Below are 19,600 nucleotides of genomic sequence, written 5' to 3'. Positions count from 1 at the left end.
ACAAGTAGGGGGTGGACAGTTTAGCTGAAGTGATTATTGTCCCACATCCGTACGTCCTAACATGGCTACTGATATATGAAATCCAATAAAAATAAGGTCAACCAGTAAAAATTGGTTTACCTTATAATAACCTCGTTCAGTTAAAACAATAATTTTTCCTCGCTTGTCAGTTGGATGAGGTTGACGCTTGACAAAAATTTGCTATTAATATAACTAAAGTTGAGAATAAATGAACAGACGGACTTCTATTAATGATGTCCGTCTTCATTTGTTTGTTAGCAATACCTCAAAAAAATAGCCTTTTATTTTTTCTCGTTTCTTTTTTGTTATATCAATTCTTGTTTACATATACGAATGTTATTATGCTCTTCTTTTTATGGTAATTTGTTTATTCGATTAATTTTGATTGAACTAAGTTCGATTGGGATATAAATCTTATTTTTAAGTACAACATTCCCCATTGAGTCACATAGATTTTCAATTAGTAATACGAATAAATTATTATTTGAACGTAATTCATGGTGTAAAGGAGGAAGAATTGCTTCTGTAAATTTTATTTCGATTCTTGATGAATGTATTAGCGTAAAAATATCCTCTTCAAGTATTTTTAGTACGCTCTGCAGATCGTTGAAATTCATTTGATATCGGGAAGCTGTCTCACTTGGTAACATTGTAAAAGCCTGTGCCACTACTTTATTTTTACACTTGTACACCCTTTTAAATCTAATCATCACTGCTGAATCGTGATTAAAAATCTTTTTCATGTAATCATAATCGTCTGAAAAACTAACATCAACATAAGCATCAATATCATCAATCGTTTCTGTACAACATTGAAAAACAGTATTATCTATTTTTTCTAAGCCAACACTTTTTACATTCATATTTTGTTTAATAAAGTTCCCTTGTCCATGGATTGTTTCAATATATCCATCCTCTTTTAGAAAACCCAATGCTTGTCTTAGTGTCATTCGACTAACATTCATCATCTTAGAAAGTTCTGGTTCTGAAGGTAGCTTACTTCCAACGGGATAGACTCCCTCATTAATTAGTTTAAATAATTTGTCATAAATCGCCACGTATAGTGGTGGATTTTTTTTATTTTCAATGGACATAACCAACACTCCTTATAAATATTATATCGAACTATAAATTATTCTCAATCTTGTCTGTAAGTGGAAATGTAAAACACGACTATTATTCATTTAATCAAGCGCATAAATATTCAAGGTAAAGAATGTTTTGAATTTTAAGATTGTTATTGCTTAATTTAATTTCTTGAAATATAATTTAGACAATGATGTATACAATTATTCATCGTGGTATTAATTTGGTTTCCACTCTACAATGACAGATGTTTGATTTGTAGAAGTTTGGTCTATTTTTGAAGAAATTTGTAACCCAGTTGACTAATTTGTTTACTCGGAATTATTTGAATTTATTATAAAATGGCATTATACTTTAAGAAAGTTAATGTTTTATATTAAAAAATTTAATGTATAAGCGATGTGAATCTATGAATATTGAACGATTGAACTATATCTATGAAGTTTCTAAAACCGAATCTATATCGATCGCCGCACAAAATCTACATGTTACTCAGCCTACAATTAGTCAAGCGATTACGTGCATAGAAAAAGAATTAGGTGTAAGTATTTTTATCCGATCAAAACAAGGTACTTTACTCACTTTAGAAGGAAAGAATTTAATCATTACAATTAAAGAAGTGATCGAGAAAGTTCAAGAATTAAAAGATAAAGGTCTTTACTATCAAGATGGAATTTATGGAGTAATTCGTATTGGGACAATTACAGGCTTAATGGGTGTGATCTTACGTGTCTTTTCAAACTTTAAAAAAAAGTATCCTAATGTCCAAATAGATATTGTAGAAAAAACCTCAATCGAATTAGTAGATGACATTTTAAATCAAAAAATTGATATCGGTGTCATTAACTTTCACAATTATTTACCAGAACAAATAAATGAGTTTCCTAAAGAATTCATATTCAATAATGAAATGCGAATCTGCGTAAGTAAAAAATCGCATTTAGCATTAAAAGAAACAATCATACCAGAGGATTTGAGAAATGAAACAGCCGCTACGTACAGCTCTGGTATCGATCCATTCACTAAAAAATTATTAGAAATAGTTCCAATAAATATCATATTTATGTCAGATAATACAAACGCAATCTATGCTGCTGTTAATGAGAATATTGCATTTGCAATCTCTACATTAGCTTCACAAGATGAACCAACCATTTTGAATGGTCAAATCGTTTCAATCCCGTTCGTTAGCAACATTGTTTCAACCTTACCGTTTGGAATCGTTCGATCAAAAAATAAACAAGTAAAGAATTTGAATGATCACTTCATTAGTGATTTGAAAAAAGAATTGTTAGAAATGTATAGTCGAGCTCTTAAACTATAATTCTAGTTTTATAAAACTGTATCATCAATTGTGTTTGACAAAAATGGTTTATTTATGTGGGGTGATATGGAAGATAAATACTCCTTAGCGCCCAATTCCCCACATCTCGCTTAACGGGCTTACAGGCCATAATTTTAGGGGGATGTCCTCAAATGTCCATTTGCCACACCCGTCTTCTTCGCTTCTAGACGATCCATGGCAAATTCAATCCAGTCTGAATCCATTTCTTTAAATAGCTGATTTAATTCAAAGGATTCAGTTACTCCTCTGTTGGAACTCTTTCTGATTTCCTTGCTCGTATAAATACACATCTCTAAAGAAGACATAGTACATTAGCAATAACAGTATGAGCATTCCGTATGCGTAGTTAGGGAAATTATCAAACATAAAATCTTTTTGAGTAATGACAAAATAATTTTCCATTACTAATAAAATCAAATTTTCAACTACCGAAACCAGTTCTTTTTTATTCTTAAAAATGAAAGAAAATATCAACGACAATACCAAAACAAGAACAAAAATCTGGTTAAAAGCGAGGGCAGACCATGCGAATTCGATAATAACTCCTGCCAGACCTCGTGAAATAACAGTAGAAAAAAATCCAACTTATCCAGTATCGATTCAACACAGCTACATCCATTCTTCCAGTAGTAGAAGACATGCATATGATTAAAAAAGAACAGATTGATTTACGAGATCTGTCTGTCCAAAATCAGAAAGAATTCATCCATCAATTGTTTGTGGTTAGTGCATAAGACACGATTCTGCTAGGAATATTTGCGCTTTATTCTCTCTTATTTTAACTTTGCACCAGAAACAGATTTTTTTGGACTGGTGCATATTAGTTAGTATAGTGCTGAATATCCATAAAATTTCGTTATGTTTGCCATAATATTTCATGATTTTACAATAAACGCGTAAAAACTTAAAGTTGTAATATAAGTTTCATAACTTAGACTATATGAAAAATTCAGAATTTTAAGGAAGGGGTAGTTGATTACTAGTTTTCTGAAAAGCTTATCAAAATAAGAAAGCGGGGATATTACTACATGCCTCTGAAACAGAATCGGTAATTCGTCCAGGAGGTGTCCCTTTTAACCTGTTAATCTCTTAATTTACTACCCTATTCAACAATGAATCCTGCTTTAAGGCATTTCTCAACATTTGTAACTTATTCATATCTACTAGGAGGATGTATGGTGAAAAAAATGAAATTGAAGACGTTATTAGCTGTATCATTATCTACGGCTGTCCTTGCTTTACCTATTTATAACGTAAAAGCCTACGATAAAACGACATTAGAAAAAACACTTGAGAATGCTGCTGTTGTTGATCGTTTAAGTGAATCTGACGAGCAAACCATTACCCTAATTACGGGTGACATCGTCAAAATCAAAAAGATTGAAAACGGTAAAAGCGTCATAGACGTGGAACCTGCCGATCCGAACGATGCAGGCGTACAAATGTATACGATTGGTGAAGATACGTATGTTATACCAAATTCAGCTATGCCTTATTTGGCTGCTGGCAAACTGGATGAGGATTTGTTTAATGTAACGAAATTAATAGAGGACGGCTACGATGATAAAAGTCTCTCTTCCCTGCCAATTATCGTAGAATACACAGAGTCCACAGCGGGGGCCGTCCAAACAGCTGGAGCCGTCCAAACAGCGGGCGCCGTCCAAACAAAGAAGGCCAATCCAAAAGGGGCAAAAAAGGTTCGTGTGTTAGAAAGTATTAATGGTGCTGCTCTTGCAACATCTAAAAAAGAAGCGGATACGTTCTGGGAGGATATCACACCTGAGGCTTCCGAGAAAGCCGAACCTAACTTCGACCAGGGCATTGAAAAGATATGGCTTGATGGTCGTGTGGAAGCCACATTAGACCAAAGCGTACCTCAGATCGGTGCCCCAACGGCTTGGGAATCTGGTTTTACAGGTAAGGGGGTTAAGGTAGCGGTACTTGATACAGGAATTGATCCTAATCATCCCGATCTTGCAAATCAAGTAGACGAAGCAAAAAGTTTTGTACCTGGAGAAACGATTGATGATGGTCATGGACACGGCACACACGTTGCTTCAACGGTATTAGGGACAGGTGCTGCTTCTGAAGGCAAGAACAAAGGAGTTGCTCCTGAAGCACGTTTACTAGTAGGGAAAGTATTAGATAACAAAGGACGCGGTATGGATTCATGGATTATTGACGGTATGGAATGGGCTGCACATAACGCCAAGATTGTAAGCATGAGTTTGGGAGGCGGGGAAAGTGACGGAAAAGACCCGCTATCTCAAGCCGTAAATAGCCTAAGTGAAGAAACAGGTGCACTATTTGTTATTGCTGCCGGTAACGCAGGTGCTGAAGGATCCATCGGTTCACCAGGAGCTGCAGATGCTGCTTTAACGATCGGTGCCGTTGATAAGGCAGACAAAATTGCTTATTTCACATCAAAAGGACCTCGTTATGGAGACATGGGATTGAAACCTGACCTGTCTGCACCGGGTGTTGACATCGTTGCAGCTCGATCTGGACTAACATCAGGAAGCGGATTTTACAAGAGTCTGAGTGGTACATCCATGGCAACCCCACATGTGGCGGGTGCTGCTGCGATCCTTCTGCAGAAGCATCCTGAGTGGAACGGAACTCAGCTAAAAGAAGCGTTGATGAGTACGTCTAAAAAGTTAGATTACTCGCCTTATCATATCGGATCGGGCCGACTGGATGTACCTGCAGCTGTATACAGCACTGTTCGTGCAACGGGTTCTCTTTCGATCGGCTACTTTGAGTGGCCATACGATAAGGCGCAGCCTGTACAAAAAACAGTCACGTATACAAACGACAACGATTCTGCAGTTACGCTTAACCTCCAAGCTGATTTTAAAGCAGATGGCAAAAATGCACCTGATGGTTTGCTGACGGTTTCCGAAAAACAAATCACTGTTCCAGCTAATGGTACAAAGACAGTAACAGTTACAGTAGATCCGAAGCTTGGCAACTGGGGTCGTTATGAGGGGCATCTAACAGCAACTGATTCTGAAGGCAAGCAAGTGGCTCATACTTCAATGGGCATGGTGAAAGAAGAAGAGAAGTATCCGCTAACACTTAACGCTAAGGACCGTAATGGAAATCCTGTTAGGACGATTGTTGGACTCGTTAGCGAAAACATGAAACCTACATTCATTGGCATTCCCGTAACCGGAACAAAAACACTTCGTTTACCACCTGGTACGTATTCAGCCATGGGTTATATTGAAATGGATGGTTATACCGATCAAGTTAAAGTAGCATTAGTCGGTAATCCTGAAATCAAGCTAGACGGTCCTCAAACCGTGGAACTTGATGCACGAAATGCACAAGAAATTTCAGCTGAAGTGCCGAAGAAGACAGAACCAAGCTATCAGCGCATGGAATTCTACCGTTCCCTTGGTGACAAAACAATAAACGGTTTCTATATTGTTCCTTCAAACGTCGATAAAATATATGCTACCCCAACAAAGGAAGTTGAGACAGGAGAATTCGAATTTCTGACTCGCTGGCGTTTAATAAAACCTTCCCTTGAGATCAATTTTAAAGGAAAAGTGTTGGATGATACACCGGCGTGGGGAAGTGCACTTCTTGATGGTAAATATAACTTATCCACGGTTTATGCAGGAAAAGGAACATCAGCTGACTATGAGCATCTGGAAGTAAATGGCAAAGTGGTTGTCGTCGATCGTATCACGGAAGGTGAGAGGCTCGCTGCGTCACGTGCACAGGCCGCTGCGGCACATGCAGCAGGTGCAAAACTGTTGATTGTCGTAAACAATACCGATGAGGAATTCACTCCGAATATAGGAAATACAACATTTTATCCATATGACACGAACATCCCTCTTCCCGTTTCTGGAATCAATAAAAGTGAAGGCGATGAAGTGATTGCAGCAGCACGTTCCGGCAACCTGAAACTGTTTGTTGAAGGTGAAGCAAATACACCATATGTATATGATTTGACGGATGTTCATCAAGGTCAGATTCCAAATAATTTAAAATATGCACCATCTAACAATGAACTCGTTAAAATCGACACGAGTTACAAATCAGATCGTGAAGCACCTGGTCAAGAGTTCCGTTATGATTTTCGTCCGTATGCAACCTTCTCTATAGCGAGTTTAAGCAATCTACAGTTGCCTTCTGTTCGAACAGAGTGGGTTTCAGCAGTGAAAGATACTCGCTGGCAACACCGAGCAATCGTATTAGACAGTCCATGGGAAATTAACCAGCCTTTAGTTACGTATGAAAAAGGACAAAAACTTCAGGAAGACTGGTTCTCTCCAGTAGTTCGTCCGCGTTTGGGTGAAGGCCCTAACCGCCAAGGGAACAATTTACGATTTAATATTCCTGCTTGGGCAGATTCAGGAATTGGCTCTACAGGTCAGGTCACATCCGCGGAATCCGTAAAAAATGAAACACTTAAATTGTACCAAGGAGATACCCTTCTTCAAGAAGTAACAGGAAAAAAAATGTCGTCAAAACCAGTCCTAGAAGAAAAAACACAATACCGTCTAGTAAGTGATGCGAAGCGAGACCCGAATCGCTGGAAAACATCATTAAGTACGCATACAGAATGGACATTCTGGTCTCAAAAAGGCCAAACTTTACTCCCATTCTATTCACTGGATTATAAGGTTGAGACCGATATGAACGGTAACGCACTTGCGGCACCTTCCACTCCACTCGAACTATCTGTTGCAAAACTTGAAGGTGTAGCAGGTAAGGGTAAGCTAGAAGGAGCGACATTAGAGGTTTCCTTTAATGAAGGTGAGTCGTGGGAGACTGTGAAACTCAAGCGTACGGCCGATAACAAGTGGGTAGCCAAGATCAACAATCCGAAGAATGCTAAGTATGTATCATTACGAGCAACTGCTTTGGATGATCTAGGCAACAAAATTTCTCAAGATGTCATTAAGGCTTATGGCTTGAGATAAATTTAATAGCCTATCCATCTACAAATGATGGATAGGCTATTTTTATTGTTTAATTAAAAGTTCTTTAATAGCTTTTTTAGCATGAACTGCATGTTTTACGTAAGCCTCATTATAATTCTGATAGGAATATATGCGCTTTATTCTCTCTTATTTTAACTTTGCACCAGAACCAGATTTTTTTGGACTGGTGCATATTAGTATAGTGCTGAATATCAATAAAATTTTGTTATGTTTACCATAATATTTCATAATTTTACAATAAACGCGTAAAAACTTAAAGTTGTAATATAAGTTTCATAACTTAGACTATATGAAAAGAAGTGGGCGTTCCTGAAACGGTGAGTCCAAAAGAAACAATCGGCAAAAAAGGCTTAGAGTACTTCCTTCGTTCGATTGGTTTAAATCCAAAAAAATAAACAAGTACAGCAACTGGTACGTTATAACATCTCATGTGCAAACTATAGATAGAACCTAGTTAATTTACATGATAACTAAGAACCGGTGACGCTTCATTATGACGTTGCCGGTTTTTTTACACTATATATATCTATTTAGAATAAGCAGAGAAAAGGGATTGCAGATTGTACTTTGGATTTGAACGTTGACCCGCCAGTTGTCATGAGCGTTACAAAATCAAGCAAAGTGACACAATGGAGTGCGGCTTTCTATTAATCTATAAAAACTTTAAAAATCAAGGACGTTCACCTTCTTGCTGATTATGCTGTAACTGGTGGAAAAGATAACAACGGGGCAGCTAATTTCGGCAGTCACATCAAGATAGAATTCTTACTAAGAGTTATTTGGATGGAGGGTTATAGGAATGGCTATGTTATTACAACAAGTAACACAAGAAATAGAGGAAAAGAAAAATGAATTATTTGATATTTATAAGCAGTATGGGTTTCTTCATTCCAAAACCATTCAATGTAGTCAAGAGTTAGACAAGTTATTAAATCAGTTATTTAATGTAAGGCATGTTGGGGTGAAGTATTAAGCCATCATATATACAGGTTAACGATGCATCAACTTAAGATTTATTTTTATATAAAATTTAAGGTTTTCCAAGTAGTTTTTCATTACCTTTTACAGATATTTTAAAAATACGCATACGAAATAAGCCCGGATATGAAGGTAGTATTATCCGGTCTTTATGGGCAATTAAAGCCATTAAAAAACTAAATCTTCCGTTAAATAAAAAACGTTTTTCTTTGCAATTCAGATGAAGAAATTGGTTCAGTCGCTTCTAAGAAATACATTGAAGAAGAAGCACAAAAAAATGCGGCTTTTTTATTGCAAACGGAAAATCGGGAGTTTAATTTTAAGCCTAACGGCGTATGGCATTATAGCATGCGGTGCACAGATGAAAACCAAGGGGAATTTTATGGCCAAGAATCTTGGGGTAAAGCTGTCTATCAAGAAATTGTCGTACTGGAGAAGATTGTCTACACCGATGTGTTTGCAGATGAAAAAGGCAACGCAGCCGACAGTATGCCAGATACGCTGGTAACGATGACGTTTGTTGAACACGAGGGTAAGACAAAACTCATAACGCGTTCTCGATTCGAGTCAGTCGAAGAACTTCAAAAAGTAATGGAAATGGGTGTAGTCCAAGGATTTGCCTCACAATTAGACCGCCTCGACGATCTTCTGGAAGAGCTTCAGTAGATAAGATAACAAGTATTAGGAGTAGTTAAGGCAACTCTTTTTTTAAAATTTATTAAAAGGGACTATTGTTCAATAAGTACGAACCGGTTTTAACAGTCCTTGATCTTCAAGAATCGGGCGCTATCCTGGAATAAGGATAAGCGCTCATTTTTCATTTTAGGGTGATTTAATCGAATATGAGTAGGGATTTTGTTTCTAACTGAGAAGTATAACCTAACGTTGATGACGTTGCATATCTCTATTCGTTAGAAGATCGTAATGTAGTACACTATTAAAAATAGAATTGGTTGACTTTGCTTAATATATAATGGCCAAAAGTGTTAGATGGTGCATATTTTAAATTGTTTGGAATCTGGTCTTGATGAACATCCATCAAATCATATACATATGGTGTATTTGCTTCACCCTCAACAAACAGTTTCAGGTTGCCGGAACGTGCTGCTGCAATCACTTGATCGCCTTCACTTTTACTGATTCCAGAAACGGGAAGAGGGATGTTCGTGCCTTTTGGATTTCCTATTATATTTCCTTTAAAGACCTGCATAAATAAAGTTCCTCAATAGTCGGATGCAATGGATCAAGACATTTCTTAAACAAATCGTTCTTATCAAAAGCATAAATTGGATCTATTCTAAATAATATCTCCTTCAACAACAATTCAGCTGCATGACAGAAATCTAAAACAACTCTCTTATACTCGTAAGCATCATCATCATCGTCTTTTTAAATTGAATGTTATTTAGGTACACAAGTTTCGTTGTTCTTAGTTTACCCACTTCAACGCGTGCCTTAGAATAGGGACATAGAATGGAGAATATATTGAGTTATTAAGGGGGGATAGACATGAAAACGATTGGTCTAATTGGTGGTATGAGTTGGGAATCGTCAGCTAAGTATTACCAGCTAATCAACCAAGAAGTAAAAAAGCAACTAGGTGGATTACATTCGGCGAAATGCATTTTATATAGTGTTAACTTTGAAGAGATTCAACGTTATCAAGCACAAGGTGACTGGGAAAAAGCTGGACATGTATTAGGCGATGTTGCACAGTCATTGGAAAAAGCGGGTGCAGATTTTATTATCATTTGTACCAATACTATGCACAAAGTTATTAAGCTTGTAGAAGAAAAAATCAGCATTCCTATTTTACATATTGCCGATGCCACAGCACATCAAATTGTAAAGTCAGACATACGTACGATTGGGTTACTAGGTACTTCATATACGATGGAGCAAGACTTCTACAAATCTCGAATAGAGTCTAATGGGATTAAGGTTTTGGTGCCAAATATTGAGGATAGAGAAGTCATAAATAAAGTAATCTTTGAGGAATTGTGTTTAGGTGAGATTTTGCAATCATCAAGGGAGTACTATAAAAAGGTTATCCAGCGTTTAATTGAAGATGGAGCTGAAGGTATTATATTAGGTTGTACAGAAATCGGGTTATTAGTAAAACCAGAGGATTCAGAAGTTCCGTTATTTGATACAACAGTCATCCATGCGCTTGAATCTGTAAAGAAGGCATTAGAATAGATCAATTGAGAATGGGACTTCTACTAGGAAGTCCCATTCAGTATTTCCATGAAGTAGTACTGTTGCTGATTTTCCATAAAAAGAAACGCACCCCAAATGGAGTGCGTTATGACTAATTAATTAAATAAGAACTTCAACTATTGTAATAATAACCAAAGGTAGAATGGAAGCTACAACAAAACCTACTGCGATTGAAGATGTTACATATAGCAGTAACCTTGAATACGTAATTTGCTTTTTTTTATAGGCCAACGTGAATACCTTAATAAGATTATAGAAGGTCATAATCGTGATAAGGATGGTGAAGATACTTGTTAGTATGACTTCCATTCTAACCCAACTTTCTTGAAATGGTGATATTCCCCAAAAGACACATTGTTAAAATTCAAGCGGAAGACTTAATTGCCATGAAACGCCGAACTTATCGTTGACCCAACCGAACTTGGCACTAAATGAATAATCTGCTAGCGGCATCAAGATTTCTCCGCCTTGAGATAATTTCGCGTATGCCACATCAATTTCTTCTTCTGAGTCACATGTGACAAACATCGATATTGAAGGGGTAAAGGTAAAATCGTGTTTCACATAACTATCACTTGCCATAAACTCTTGCCCCTTAACCGAAAATGTTGCATGTAGAACCGAACCTTCATCACCAGACTCATTTGGTCCATAACGAATAATATTAATAATTTCAGATTCTTCAAATAGAGAGGTATACATAGCCATCGCTTCTTCAGCATTCCCCTCAAACATTAAAAATGAGTGGATTTTTTGTTTTGATTGTTCCATTGTATCTGCTCCTTTTGTGAGACCCAGGTAGTTTAAGGAAATAATTTGAATGTATCTTAACTACTTTCTATCTAAATAAACTAAATTCCTTTATTTTTACATGCATTCTTTCCATCTATTTTTTGAAAAGTAAAAAAGGGGTTAGAGAAATCCCCATAAGAAGAGATTTCTCTAACCCTTTTTCATAAATTCAAATCTCTTTTCTTATGCCAAAAAAGGTACATGTACTCCAATCATCACACCTACTATTTTTGCTGAAAATAGCGGAGTGCCCGTCTTGAAGTTTTAGCCATCTTTACCTATTGGTTTGCACATTGTTTTGGCAAGCTTCATATGGTAACAAAAAAGGAGTGATTTTTATGAACTGGCAGCAGAAAATCATGCACTTAATTGGTCAGCCAATAGGAATTTCATTTATGAATGGTCAAGGAACCTCCGGCATATTATGCGATGCTTATGATGGTGAACTTTACGTCATGGAGTACTTATATCAGTCACAGTTTGCGCTCAAGCATTATGAATACCAAACGATTCGAGATATTAACCCATTTCCTCACTGTCAACAACGACTATATTAATTAGGGAATAACCTTCATTTGAAAGTTTGCTCACCGCCAAAGGTAAGTGACGGTGACTAGAAAAATGGGATAAGCCATTCTGCTTTTTTCATGTGGAGGAAGTTATATGTCTTTACCCGTACAAAAAAACGACCGCATCACGGTTTCTATAGAAGATCTAACGCATGACGGAGCAGTTGTCGCAAAAATAGACGGCTATCCGTTATTTATTGTGGGCGCACTGCCTGGTGAAACAGCAGAAGTACCGTCTTAAAAACATTGATTCATTTAGTTTTGCCAAATAAGAGATTTCTCTAACCCTTTGTCTAATCATTCGCTATTATAAATTCAAATCTCTTTTGTTATAAAAAACAAAGGTACCCATTGTAAGTACTCCAATCATGACCAAAGATAATACTACAAAGACAGGATCTAAGCCTCCACCAAACATCACATTTTTTGATTCGAAATATTTAAATGGCGAGAGATACTTCATATATTCAATGTTTTCATTTAAGTCGATGACAATCGATAATATATAGGTGATTAGAAGAATTCCTGTAGATATGGATACAGCTCTTTTTGGATTTTTACTTACAGCTGCTATTGCTGAGCCGATGACCAAGAATAAGATCTGTAGAATAAATATTGCTGCCATTATCGAAGCGATGTCACTACTTACAGATTCGCCTTTGCTGAAGATTTTAACCATATAAAAAGAAGAAACCCAAGTTATTATATTAAATATTACGATATTGACTAAAGCAGCCAGTAATTTCGGGAAAATAATTTTACTTCTTGAAACAGGTTTTACGAATAAAAATTCTGCTGTTTTGTCCCGTTCTTCCTTGGATATTATATTAGCACCAAGCATTGCAGCATGAACTGTTGCCATTAAATACAGATATATAGTGAGCATGCCGAAATATCCTATTGCCGTTGATAGATCAAAATTTCCTGTACCCATTATTGCTTGTAAAGATTTAGGCATGCCAGCCAATAATTCATTCAGCGATTGACCTGAAGTGGATAACCCTGCATATTTAGCCATGTCCGATACAACAAAGAATATGATCCCAATACACCAGATAATTAAAGATTTTCTATGGGCTTTCAATTCGTTCAAAAAAATATTCATTATTAATACCTCCATTTAGACAAGGCTGATGAAACGGTAAAATTTAAACTGCTTGGATATCTTTTTTGGTATATATGATATAGCTAGTAACTAGTGAAACAGAGACAATCCCTACTCCTACAAGTAAAAAAGATGTCTCAAAGCTAGAATTTTTTATGATATAGCCTGTGTCAAAATATTGAAAAGGAGATAAATATCGTTTGGACTCATCACCAGTAGTTGAAGTAAGTAACCCGATGATGTAGAAAGTAAACACAGTTCCCAGTGATACCGTTAGTACAGATTTGATTTTTGGCACAATTACAGAAATGATTATTCCTAGAGCAAGAAAAATAAGCTGAACAAAAAACAATGTTAAGGTAATCATTAAAAAGATTTTCATACTATAAGCTTCAGTCTTCACTTGTGAAACGATTACGCTAGCCGCAACTACATATACGACATTCGTAAAGATTAATGTGGTCAGAGCGGCCATAAGCTTAGATGTTAATATTTTTGAACGTGAAACAGGCTTCGTTAAAAGAAAATCCGCTGTTTTGTCACGAACTTCCTTTGAGATAATGGAAGTTCCAATATTCATTGCCTGAATAGCCCCGAAAAGAGTTACATATAAAAATATATAAGAATAGAAACCAAGAATTGTTCCAAAACTTTCAATTTCAAGACCAAGTGCTTTCCTTACAGCTTCAGGGAAACCTTCCATCAACTCTTTAAACACTTCGACGTCTCGTGAAATAGAAGGAAACATAGACATGAAAAGGATTACTAAGGCAATTAAAGAAAACGTCCAAATGAGCGTTGAATTTTTATAAGCCTTTAACTCATGAAAATAAATATTCATAGTTTTTAGTCCTCCTTTTCATAGTAATGCATGAAGATTTCCTCAAGATCAGGTTCTTCTATCCAAAGGTTTGTAATATCAACTTCAGCTATTTTTTTCAAAACTGTATTAATATCACCTCTAAATAAAAAGCTTATGGTGCTATCTTTAAAGGTTAAATCATTCACACCAGTAATATTAAAGTAGTCACGGTCTACAGCATTTCTTGTTTCAATTTTAATTTTTTTGTAGTTGTTTTCTTTTAAATTACTAATCTTTTCAACTGTGACGATTTTACCTTCTTTAATAATGGCAACGCGATCACATAATCGCTGAACCTCACTTAAAATATGTGATGAAAATAAGATGGTTGCACCTTTTTTATTTTCTTCTAAAAGCAAATCAAAAAATCTTTGTTGCATGAGAGGGTCTAGCCCACTAGTGGGTTCATCAAGAATGATAAGTTTTGGCTCATGTAGCAATCCTTGAACAATCCCCACTTTCTTTTTATTCCCTAAAGATAAGTCATCAATTTTCTTTGTTATATCAAGATCCATGATTTCAACTAATTCATTCATTCTTTTCTTACAATCTTTTTTATAAAAGCTAGCCGAGTATTTTAACAGGTCGATAACCTTCATATTGTCATAATAGAAAACTTCTGAAGGCAAATAACCTATTTCCTTTGCAATCTCTGGTGCAAAATCAATACAATCTTTACCAAAGATTTTAGCACTTCCGCCAGTAGGGTAAATAAGAGACAAAATCGTTCTAATTGTTGTCGACTTCCCAGCTCCATTTGGTCCAATAAAACCAAAAATTTCACCTTCTTCTACATGAAAACTAAGATCTGTTATTCCCCGTGCATTACCATAGGTTTTTGTCAGATTATTAATTTCAATTACATTCATAGTAGAACCTCCTGTTTTTAATGAAAATTAAACTGATAAAACGAATGCAAATAACATTGAAAAAATCATTTACTTATTTATAGAAAGCTTCTTTCAACATGTCCAAATAAGACTCCATCTCTACTAGGGTTTCTTCTGGGTTAACTTGATCCATTGAAAGTGCCTTGAGTTTTTCTTGTTGCTGATTTGCAAAACCCTCCATCGACCAAAAAATAATCTGAATAGCTTTGTTAATATCAATATTCTCTTTAAATTTAGAGTGGTCAAAATCACTAAATAATTTTTGATAAGCTGTAGCTATCAATATATTTTGTCTTTGTTCTAAGTCACTTTTCACTTCATTAGAGTCTTCAAGGTAGGCAACCTTAATGAAATTAACCGTTTCGGGATAACTTTTAATTAATTCGAACTTAAGTAATCCAATTTCACGATATCTGATGAAGAGATCCTTCTCATTCCAATTAATATTTTCGTAAATCTTTTCCCTAAACATTTCTTGCAAATAATCAAATATAAATAAATACAATCCTTTTTTATTTTTGAAATAGTGGAATAGAAGCCCTTTTGAAATACCTGCTTCTTTTACAATTTCATTGGTTGAGGCATTGTCATATCCTTTTTGAGCGAACTCCTTACTAGCTGCGTTTATAATTCGTTCTTGTTTTTCTGGATCCACATTTAAAAATTTAGAATACATATGCTTTTCCCCCACACAAAAAAGATTTTGACCAATTCAGTCAATTTAATCATAATTACGTTGACCAGGGAAGTCAATGAATGATTTATATAGTGTATTAAAATATTAAGAAAATATTCAGGAGTTAGTTACTCAACAGTTTTGTGATTTAATATTTAAGATACATGGTAATTATTAAACGTAATAAACATTCCATCTCGCTCTGCTAATATCACGGTCTCATGATACAATTAAAGCAATTGAAATGGAGGAAGTTATATGTCTTTACCCGTACAAAAAAACGACCGCATCACGGTTTCTATAGAAGATCTAACGCATGACGGAGCAGGTGTTGCAAAAATAGACGGCTATCCGTTATTTATTGTGGGCGCGCTGCCTGGTGAAACAGCAGAAGTACATGTATTAAAAACATTAAAATCATATGGTTTTGCTAAATTAATCGAAATCATTACACCATCTGAACACCGAGTGGCACCACCTTGTCATGTGTTTGATGAATGTGGTGGGTGCCAAGTTCAACATTTATCTTACGAAGGACAATTGATGTGGAAACAACAAATGGTGAAAAATGCAATGACTAGAATCGGGAAACTGCCAGACGTGCCTGTCCTTCCTGTAAAAGGAATGGACAACCCTTGGCGTTACCGCAACAAATCTCAAATTCCATTCGGATTGCAAGATGGACGAGTGGTCGCTGGCTTTTATCAAACCCGTTCACATGAAATTGCAGACACCGATGTTTGTATCATTCAAACGGAAGAAGCAGACGAAATCCTTCGCGAAATGAAAAAAGAATTAGGCCGACTTGGCATTGCTCCATATAACGAAAAAACACATCAAGGCATGTTACGTCATGTGGTCATCCGTAAAGGACGCGCAACTGGCGAAATCATGGTCGTACTAGTCACAAAGAAAAAGAAATTCCCGCAACAAGTTGAAGCGGTAACAGCAATCAAAAGAATCCTGCCACAAGTCACTTCAATCGTACAAAACGTTAACGATGAAAAAACAAATGTGATATTCGGTGAAAAAACCATTACACTTTGGGGCAAAGATGCCATAGAAGATTTAATCGGAGACGTGCGATTTGAAATTTCTGCTCGCTCATTCTATCAAGTGAATCCTGAACAAACAGAAGTGTTATACCAACAAGCATTAGACTATGCACAACTAACAGGTACAGAAACCGTCATTGATGCCTACTGTGGAATCGGAACCATTTCTCTATTCTTAGCGAAACAAGCGAAGCAAGTATTAGGTGTAGAAATCGTGCCGCAAGCCATTGAAGATGCGAAACGCAATGCTGAAATCAATGGTTTTGAAAATACGTATTTTGAAGCGGGCCCTGCAGAAGTGGTCATCCCGAAATGGTACAAAGAAGGAAAAACTGCCGATGTACTAGTAGTCGATCCTCCACGTAAAGGATGCGACGAAGCATTATTGCAGACAATTTTGGAACAAAAGCCGAAGCGTGTTGTTTATGTATCATGTAATCCAGGTACCTTGGCAAGAGATTTACGCATATTAGAAGATGGTGGGTATGTTACGCAAGAAGTACAACCAGTCGATATGTTCCCGCAGACCACACATTGTGAAGCAGTGGCGTGGTTGGAGTTAGTATAATATATAAAAGAACGTATTTCCCATCGAGAAATACGTTCCTTTTTTCATTTGGCTTTATATTTTTTGCCCGAGAGTTTGAATTGTATCTATAGTGAGAGGATTTGAGTTTGAAATGATAGATAATTTTTGGCGTGATTTACCACGACCATTTTTTGTACTTGCACCAATGGAAGATGTGACAGATGTTGTTTTTCGTCACGTAGTAAGTGAAGCCGGTCGACCGGATGTATTTTTCACAGAGTTTACAAACTCGGATAGCTATTGTCATCCAGAGGGCATGAAAAGTGTGCGTGGCCGTTTGATCTTTACAGAAGATGAACAGCCATTGGTGGCACATATTTGGGGGGATAATCCCGAATATTTCCGTCAAATGAGTATTGGCATGGCAGAGCTAGGATTTAAAGGCATCGATATTAATATGGGCTGCCCTGTACCTAATGTGGCATCGAGAGGGAAGGGTAGTGGCCTTATTCTGCGTCCAGACGTTGCGGCAGAACTTATTCAAGCAGCAAAAGCGGGCGGACTGCCTGTCAGCGTGAAAACACGACTTGGCTATGAGGCTGTAAATGAGTGGGAGGAGTGGCTAACGCACATTTTAAAACAAGATGTTGCGAACCTTTCTATTCATTTACGTACAAAAAAGGAAATGAGCCAAGTAGATGCGCATTGGGAGCTAATTCCGGAAATCAAAAAATTACGTGACCGTATCGCACCAAATACGTTGCTAACAATCAATGGAGACATTCCTGACCGTCAAACTGGGCTCCAGCTTGCTGAACAATATGGTATTGATGGCGTTATGATCGGGCGAGGTATTTTTAAAAATCCTTTTGCTTTTGAAAAAGAGCCAAAAGAGCATAGCAGTAAAGAATACCTTGATCTTTTAAGACTGCAGCTTGATCTTCAAGATCAATATGCGGAAGCACTGCCACGTTCAATCACAGGGCTTCATCGTTTTTTCAAAATTTATGTCAAAGGATTCCGTGGAGCTGGTGAATTAAGAAATCAATTGATGAACACGAAATCAACAGATGAAGTGCGTGCATTGCTTGATAACTTTGGAAAAGAATGTTGATGGGACGGGGACAGTGAAATGATGTAACTCTCAAAAAGTTAGAGAAAAAATGAATCACATCAACTCATGTGTACTTATTTTATTCAGTAGCCACATACACTCTGCACATGTGGAGTACTGCGTGTTGCTAAAATTACGTTAAACAATAGCAGATGGTAACGAGAATCTATAAAAGATTCTCGCTGTTCCGTCTGCTTTTATTTCTATCCTTTCGATTAGGCGGTGCAATAACTCTGGTGTTAAACTATCCAACTTTGTAATTTGAGCAAGCTGATTCTGAATTATTACCACTTGCTTCTGGTTTGAGGAATTATTAAGTTTCTTTTCTAATTCCAATTTAGTGTGTGACCAAGTTGCTGCAAACTCGACTCATTTTGCTGTATTACCTCTCTATAGTCTTGCTGGGTAATTATTTCGCTGGCACGTAGTTGAATGAAATTTGTTTTCTGTTTTTTTATAGTGCTTATTTGCAAGTAAAAGGAAATATAGGCTTATGGAAAAACAATTAGACATTAAATTTAAAAATCCTTAGTAAATTTGACAATGATTATCAATTTCATTTAACATGAATTCGTTACATTAAATTGACATGATTTTTGTTTAAAAAAAATCTGCTTTTTTATTTCTTAATGTATTAGATTTCTATTAAGATATCACTTTCAAGAACTATCAAAGGGGTAAAATATAAATGAACTGGAAAAAAGGCGGATTATGGATTATTATTTTTTTCACTGTAAAAGGTACGCTTTCTACACTATTAATTATTACAGGTGCTAAATATTTTAATTTATCATATATGCAAATTGTAGTACTAGTACTGGTCTTGTTACTGATTTCTCTAACAGGTCGTAAATTCCTTCATAGACATAAACAAACCAGTAAAGAAAAATGATATATATAGCCAGTTTTTGGAATGATCTGTGGGATCCTATTAGCATTAATTTAAATGACTCAAATCCCCCCCATATGAATGTATGGGATTATATAAAAATTAGAAGGGATATCGCCTGTACACAAGTTCATTGACTGGATAACCATGTAGTTTCCGATAAAAAAGATATATGATGGTGCTTTATGTCTAAATTACAAATAATAAACTGGAATGTTGCAATAAAAGGGTCAATTGAAGAAAAGATGAATTATTTACAAACAGTAATAAATGAAACTAATGAAATTACTATTGTTGCATTACAAGAGGTAACGGAAAAAGACAGAGAATATAACACTTCTCAAAGGATGTTTTCTACGTAGTTATTTTCTCTAGATTTTAGCCCACCAGGTGTTTTTTCTTATTTTGGATACATGGGTTTGAGGAATTTCTCTGAACGACATAATTTTCATTTTAGGAGGGAACAACATGGAAGTTTTTGCGGAATTTTTATCGCATATTGATAACC

At 36.1% G+C, this 19,600-nt stretch carries 21 protein-coding genes and 2 pseudogenes; 14 read left to right on the top strand and 9 right to left on the bottom strand.

Annotated elements, in window-relative coordinates:
• Window positions 1-374: 374 nt before the first annotated feature.
• On the bottom strand, window positions 375-1,115 hold the full coding sequence (locus C8K15_RS14335; protein ID WP_108587071.1) for a GntR family transcriptional regulator: 741 nt from the start codon (window positions 1,113-1,115) through the stop codon (window positions 375-377).
• A 401-nt stretch (window positions 1,116-1,516) separates the two neighbouring features.
• Here C8K15_RS14335 and C8K15_RS14330 point away from each other — a divergent pair, with 401 nt between their 5' ends.
• Window positions 1,517-2,431 carry a LysR family transcriptional regulator gene (locus C8K15_RS14330; RefSeq protein ID WP_233260509.1) on the top strand — a complete coding sequence of 305 codons (915 nt, stop codon included), beginning with the start codon at window positions 1,517-1,519 and terminating at the stop codon, window positions 2,429-2,431.
• A gap of 134 nt (window positions 2,432-2,565) precedes the next feature.
• On the opposite strand, the gene C8K15_RS21520 is transcribed toward C8K15_RS14330, so the two are convergent.
• On the bottom strand, window positions 2,566-2,757 hold the full coding sequence (locus C8K15_RS21520; protein ID WP_483310853.1) for a hypothetical protein: 192 nt from the start codon (window positions 2,755-2,757) through the stop codon (window positions 2,566-2,568).
• A gap of 152 nt (window positions 2,758-2,909) precedes the next feature.
• Here C8K15_RS21520 and C8K15_RS21435 point away from each other — a divergent pair, with 152 nt between their 5' ends.
• The 6 genes and pseudogenes from C8K15_RS21435 to C8K15_RS14300 all read left to right on the top strand — a co-directional run bounded on the left by C8K15_RS21435 (window position 2,910) and on the right by C8K15_RS14300 (window position 9,057).
• A complete protein-coding gene (locus tag C8K15_RS21435; RefSeq protein ID WP_369973757.1) occupies window positions 2,910-3,104 on the top strand; it encodes a hypothetical protein in 195 nt (64 codons plus the stop codon).
• Window positions 3,052-3,186, top strand: a pseudogene (locus C8K15_RS14320) (IS6 family transposase); the annotation flags it as partial. The gene C8K15_RS21435 and the pseudogene C8K15_RS14320, both read left to right, overlap by 53 nt.
• 441 nt (window positions 3,187-3,627) lie before the next feature.
• Window positions 3,628-7,392, top strand: coding sequence for a S8 family peptidase (locus C8K15_RS14315; protein ID WP_108587069.1), 3,765 nt, complete (start codon window positions 3,628-3,630; stop codon window positions 7,390-7,392).
• A 675-nt stretch (window positions 7,393-8,067) separates the two neighbouring features.
• Window positions 8,068-8,265 carry a TasA family protein gene (locus C8K15_RS21430; RefSeq protein ID WP_108587125.1) on the top strand — a complete coding sequence of 66 codons (198 nt, stop codon included), beginning with the start codon at window positions 8,068-8,070 and terminating at the stop codon, window positions 8,263-8,265.
• Entirely contained in the window at window positions 8,213-8,386 is a 174-nt protein-coding gene (locus C8K15_RS14305; RefSeq protein ID WP_233260508.1) for an aspartyl-phosphate phosphatase Spo0E family protein, read from the top strand. Before C8K15_RS21430 ends, C8K15_RS14305 begins: the two co-directional genes overlap by 53 nt.
• Window positions 8,387-8,682: 296 nt before the next feature.
• Window positions 8,683-9,057, top strand: a complete 375-nt coding sequence (locus tag C8K15_RS14300) for an SRPBCC family protein (protein WP_108587068.1) — start codon at window positions 8,683-8,685, stop codon at window positions 9,055-9,057.
• A 271-nt stretch (window positions 9,058-9,328) separates the two neighbouring features.
• On the opposite strand, the gene C8K15_RS14295 is transcribed toward C8K15_RS14300, so the two are convergent.
• Window positions 9,329-9,601 (bottom strand): hypothetical protein, encoded by a 273-nt coding sequence (locus C8K15_RS14295; protein ID WP_233260507.1) that lies wholly within the window; start codon window positions 9,599-9,601, stop codon window positions 9,329-9,331.
• 299 nt (window positions 9,602-9,900) lie between these two features.
• Here C8K15_RS14295 and C8K15_RS14290 point away from each other — a divergent pair, with 299 nt between their 5' ends.
• Complete coding sequence (locus tag C8K15_RS14290) at window positions 9,901-10,590, top strand: aspartate/glutamate racemase family protein (RefSeq protein WP_108587067.1); 690 nt, start codon at window positions 9,901-9,903, stop codon at window positions 10,588-10,590.
• 120 nt (window positions 10,591-10,710) lie between these two features.
• On the opposite strand, the gene C8K15_RS14285 is transcribed toward C8K15_RS14290, so the two are convergent.
• On the bottom strand, window positions 10,711-10,920 hold the full coding sequence (locus C8K15_RS14285; RefSeq protein ID WP_108587066.1) for a hypothetical protein: 210 nt from the start codon (window positions 10,918-10,920) through the stop codon (window positions 10,711-10,713).
• Between the two features lie 48 nt (window positions 10,921-10,968).
• Window positions 10,969-11,382 carry a VOC family protein gene (locus C8K15_RS14280; protein ID WP_108587065.1) on the bottom strand — a complete coding sequence of 138 codons (414 nt, stop codon included), beginning with the start codon at window positions 11,380-11,382 and terminating at the stop codon, window positions 10,969-10,971.
• A gap of 359 nt (window positions 11,383-11,741) precedes the next feature.
• On the opposite strand from C8K15_RS14280, the gene C8K15_RS14275 reads away from it, so the two are divergent.
• A complete protein-coding gene (locus C8K15_RS14275) occupies window positions 11,742-11,960 on the top strand; it encodes a hypothetical protein (protein WP_108587064.1) in 219 nt (72 codons plus the stop codon).
• Between the two features lie 106 nt (window positions 11,961-12,066).
• Window positions 12,067-12,241, top strand: a pseudogene (locus C8K15_RS14270) (TRAM domain-containing protein); the annotation flags it as partial.
• Between the two features lie 38 nt (window positions 12,242-12,279).
• On the opposite strand, the gene C8K15_RS14265 reads toward C8K15_RS14270, so the two are convergent.
• The 4 genes from C8K15_RS14265 to C8K15_RS14250 form a co-directional block, all read right to left on the bottom strand.
• A complete protein-coding gene (locus C8K15_RS14265; RefSeq protein WP_108587063.1) occupies window positions 12,280-13,077 on the bottom strand; it encodes an ABC transporter permease subunit in 798 nt (265 codons plus the stop codon).
• A 43-nt stretch (window positions 13,078-13,120) separates the two neighbouring features.
• Window positions 13,121-13,918, bottom strand: coding sequence for an ABC transporter permease subunit (locus tag C8K15_RS14260; protein WP_108587062.1), 798 nt, complete (start codon window positions 13,916-13,918; stop codon window positions 13,121-13,123).
• A 5-nt stretch (window positions 13,919-13,923) separates the two neighbouring features.
• Window positions 13,924-14,808, bottom strand: coding sequence for an ABC transporter ATP-binding protein (locus tag C8K15_RS14255; RefSeq protein ID WP_108587061.1), 885 nt, complete (start codon window positions 14,806-14,808; stop codon window positions 13,924-13,926).
• Between the two features lie 73 nt (window positions 14,809-14,881).
• Complete coding sequence (locus C8K15_RS14250; RefSeq protein ID WP_369973756.1) at window positions 14,882-15,484, bottom strand: TetR/AcrR family transcriptional regulator; 603 nt, start codon at window positions 15,482-15,484, stop codon at window positions 14,882-14,884.
• A gap of 279 nt (window positions 15,485-15,763) precedes the next feature.
• Here C8K15_RS14250 and rlmD point away from each other — a divergent pair, with 279 nt between their 5' ends.
• From rlmD to C8K15_RS20385, 4 genes are all read left to right on the top strand, one after another.
• Entirely contained in the window at window positions 15,764-17,128 is a 1,365-nt protein-coding gene (gene rlmD, locus C8K15_RS14245; protein WP_108587059.1) for a 23S rRNA (uracil(1939)-C(5))-methyltransferase RlmD, read from the top strand.
• A gap of 91 nt (window positions 17,129-17,219) precedes the next feature.
• Window positions 17,220-18,203 carry a tRNA dihydrouridine synthase gene (locus tag C8K15_RS14240; protein WP_199224122.1) on the top strand — a complete coding sequence of 328 codons (984 nt, stop codon included), beginning with the start codon at window positions 17,220-17,222 and terminating at the stop codon, window positions 18,201-18,203.
• Between the two features lie 688 nt (window positions 18,204-18,891).
• Window positions 18,892-19,095: a hypothetical protein gene (locus C8K15_RS14230; protein ID WP_108587056.1), complete on the top strand. Its 204-nt coding sequence runs from the start codon at window positions 18,892-18,894 to the stop codon at window positions 19,093-19,095.
• Window positions 19,096-19,277: 182 nt separating this feature from the next.
• Window positions 19,278-19,454: a hypothetical protein gene (locus C8K15_RS20385; RefSeq protein ID WP_158268328.1), complete on the top strand. Its 177-nt coding sequence runs from the start codon at window positions 19,278-19,280 to the stop codon at window positions 19,452-19,454.
• The last annotated feature ends 146 nt before the right edge of the window (window positions 19,455-19,600 follow it).

The organism is Paenisporosarcina sp. OV554, from assembly GCF_003058165.1.
In the GTDB taxonomy this organism is placed as follows: domain Bacteria; phylum Bacillota; class Bacilli; order Bacillales_A; family Planococcaceae; genus Paenisporosarcina.
The sequence above is the reverse complement of the archived record's forward strand: the minus strand, read 5'-3'. Positions and strand labels throughout refer to the sequence as shown.